Source organism: Paenalcaligenes sp. (assembly GCF_030152715.1).
GTDB lineage: Bacteria > Pseudomonadota > Gammaproteobacteria > Burkholderiales > Burkholderiaceae_B > Paenalcaligenes > Paenalcaligenes hermetiae.
The window spans coordinates 1-3,769 of the sequence record NZ_JASLIX010000141.1 but is presented as its reverse complement, the minus strand read 5'-3'; the positions used below and the strand labels follow the sequence as shown (position 1 = coordinate 3,769).

Here is a 3,769-nt window from a genome sequence, read left to right as displayed (position 1 = left end):
CTAAATACCACCCTAAACTGATTAACACTAACGAGACGATAAGTACGATGCCCATGCGCATCAGGTGTTGTTGATGGCGTTGCTTACTGCGTTGCTCTAGCAGTTTTAAGCGTTTTTTTTCTAATTTTTTGTGCTGATTATCCATCGAGGGTGGTGTTGGGGGTTTAGGCGCTTCATTTCTTTCCATGAGGAATACCTCTTTCTTAGCTTTAGCAGCTATAGCCCTGTAAATCTTACCCGTTTGTTGCTCTTTGCTTATAGCCACTAATCAGTTCAATTTATTATTTTTGTCACGAACCTTAAATAACACACCCCAACTAAATTATCAAGCAGTTAAAAATTAGTTAGAGCCACTCTATTAAAGACTAAATATGCTATTAACTTTTAAAGAGATTATTTTATTTTTGTCTTGGCTATGCTTTTTACTTTCCAACTTAGTCAATAATTCAGGATCTCCTAGCTCTAACTGCTCTACTAAAAAATAGGTTATATGACTAGGCAGTCTATCCTCTAAACCATTATCTTCAAAAAAACTGAATAGCTCAGCATCAAAAGCAATAGCTACCGCTTTTTGAGCACTGAGTTGCTCTGCCAACTTCTTTAAAAAATTATCTTTATCAAATAGGGAGTCAATTTTTCCTAAAACTTTATCTTTTGATAGATGAAAAGCTATATTCCATCCAGCACGAGAAAACTGACTAGCTTCTTTAGAAGACCAATCAGTTTTTAACATTAATTTATTTTTAATGGGAAAATGATTGTTAATTCTTTCCAATTCTAATAAGACCTGCTGATAATTTTCAGCTGATAAGTTTTTTATATTCAGCCAAAAAGCTTTAACTTCATCGAGATCTATTCTAGATAAAATTAATTTTAAATCTTCCCCCATATGATTAGTATTTCTTCCTGTACGAAATATTCCCTGCCCCTCGATGTCAAAAAAAACATCAATTTCAAAAGCTCTATGCCCCATTTCCCACAACTCGCTCATTTTAGCTAAGGTATTTACATTTCTGGCTATGTGCACATCTAAAATGTTTTGTCTACTTAGCTCATCCGAATTATATCTATTCCAATAATAATCATTCGATTCTATATATCGTTTTCTACCATGTAACGTTAATGCTTCCTGTGGATTTACTTGATAGTCTTTTGATGTAAAATCAAACTCAGGACGATAATACTGGGTTTTTATCTGACTCCAGCCTATTAATGTGTCATAGAGTCTATCATTGGAAAAAAGAGTATTTTTATTCTTCAAAAACTGTTGAAAAATATCAGCGTAATGCAACTTATATTCTTCTGAAAACCAAATTAAAAAAGGTATTTGCGTCATAGAGCTAGTGTACATAGCGGAGTTATGCCCCAGCTGTCTAAAAACATCATCAGCATGATCTGAAAAATACAAAACAGAACTTATGCCATCTGACGATTTAATGGATTTAATCACTTCAGAAATAATAAAATCATTATAAAGAACACTATTATCATAACAGTTAACTGCTAATTCTAAAGCCTTACTCTTGGCTATGCTTTCCCCGAACTCTCCCCTTGATAACTCTCCCTTAAAATAAGCATACTCATCAGGGAATCGACTACAGTAACTGCCATGACTTCCCATTAAGTGCATAAAAATCACTCTATTTTTATTAGTTTTTTTCGATAAAATTTCGTTTAATGGTTTAAGTAGATCTCCATCATAACGCTGACTAATGGTTGTTGTACCAATAGAGCTATTAATACCAACTACTTTATCTGCCTGATTAGCAATAATTGAGACCAAATTATCCCAGGCTCCTAATAAATTTTGATTCGTTAACCAAATAGTCTCAAAACCAGCCGCTTTATAAACCTCGACAATAGAGACTGAGTTGTAATAGTCTTTTTTCTTATCCTGTGCAGCCTCAGTTAGAGCCAAAGATAAAACAGGCATAGTATGCGTGTGATTAGAATAAGCATTATTTAACTTTAACAAATCACCTTTTTTAACTAACTCCGACAACTTGGGTGTAGTTTGTCTTGAATATCCATATAGCTGCATATGCTGTTTATTTAATGACTCGCCAATCACAACAATATAGGTTTCCCCCTGATTCGTCTTCTTGGCATTAATAGCATTAGCATCAACAGAGCGCTTACCCTGCAACTCTTTAAATGCCTTTAGCTCCTGAGTATACTCTTTAAAACTATTATTCATTAATGCTAACATTTTTGTATCAGGCAAAAATACACCAGCGATAATAGTCATACTTAAAAAAATCACAAACCAGAGTGAAAAATTAACTTGCCTTACATTACTGTTTCTATGCCACCACACAACAAATAAAACTAAAAATAATGAGAATGCAAAAAAAGCCATTGCTTTAAAAGAAATAAAATCTGAAACAAACTCAATACTCTCTGATGCATTACTCTGAAATATTGCATACAATGCTTCTTTAGCTATTGGCTCACCAAAGCTTAATTTATATGATATAAAAGCTAAAGGTGATGCGGCTATCAATACCAACAACAATCCCATGAAGACTATAGCCCAGCTAGATTGCCTGAAATAACTTAAAATAGAATGTATCAAGGAAAAAACAGTGATACAGGCAATTAATAATGCGCTGTACCCAATAACAGCATTCAGAGAAATACTGTTAAATGTTAGTCTCTCAGCTAAAGTATAAATAACAAATACAAAAAAACCTGCCACTACATAAGCTGCTTGATTTTTATTATAGTTCAAAAAAAACACTGAGAGCCAAATCACTAAAATAGACAACAAATTATAAATATAACCATAGTCTATTTTTAATATTTTAACATTACCCCAATCTTGGGCTGTACTACCATTTTTATCAGCAATAATAGTAAGAGAGTCATTTTCATTTATTTTCAAACTAAGTACACTGGCTTTTTCGTTTGCCAACACTACATTTTCACTTAAAAATATATTATTTTTATAGACTGAAAAACGTATATTACCAGCGCTTGAGCCCTCACGTATACTCAACTCAACTTTATAAAACCCACGCTGCTTTAATTTAAGAGCTAGCTTTACTGGTTCTGCTTCTCCAGGATGAACAAAGAAAACACCTTGACCTTCAGAGTTTACTGTAGACCACTGATTTTCAATAGATACATTTTCTGATGAGTGTATATATGAACTGCTTTCTAAAGTAGAGTATAAACTTGGCTTAGCTGCATAAAAGAAAAAAAGTATAAATACTAATGACCATAAAAAAAACCAAAACTTATCTTTCCCAACTAAGAACCTATCTTTATAAAAAGCAGAAATTCCCTTTAATAAATACATACTCACTTTTTTTCTACTCTACTCAATATCCATTAGGATTATTACTTTGCCAATGCCATGCATCTTCACACATATCACTTAATGTAAGCTCTGCTTTCCAGCCTAATCTTTGTAGGGCTAATTTAAGGTCCGCATAGCAGGCTGCAATATCACTAGGGCGACGATCAACAATTTGATAATCAACCTATTTACCTGAAGCTTGCTCAAAGACTTTAACCATTTTTAAAACAGAATAACCTTGGCCAGTAGCTAAATTAACGGTTATTAGCTCTGGCCTTTGCATAACTTATAAAGCACTTGATCAATATATATCTCAGTAAAATTACTGTTACTGAAAAACAGTAAACTATACATCACTTCCAAATAAGTCTCTAGTATAGACTCTATCTTTAACATCTAACAAGTCACTACTCAAACGATTAGCAACAATTATAGAGCTCATTTTTTTAAACTCCTCTAAACTACTAA

General features: G+C 33.0%; 2 protein-coding genes. Both read right to left on the bottom strand.

The features are described 5' to 3' along the window. Window positions 1–187, bottom strand: a 187-nt coding sequence (locus Q1V74_RS11175; RefSeq protein WP_300648962.1) for a hypothetical protein, incomplete at its 3' end; no start/stop codon positions are given. Window positions 188–358: 171 nt separating this feature from the next. Continuing rightward, window positions 359–3,301: a phosphoethanolamine transferase gene (locus Q1V74_RS11170; protein ID WP_300648964.1), complete on the bottom strand. Its 2,943-nt coding sequence runs from the start codon at window positions 3,299–3,301 to the stop codon at window positions 359–361. Window positions 3,302–3,769: the final 468 nt, after the last annotated feature.

Excerpts from the sequence above, each read along its gene's own strand:
- Q1V74_RS11170 (WP_300648964.1), bottom strand. The coding sequence starts at position 3,301 with ATGTATTTATTAAAGGGAATTTCTGCTTTTTATAAAGATAGGTTCTTA.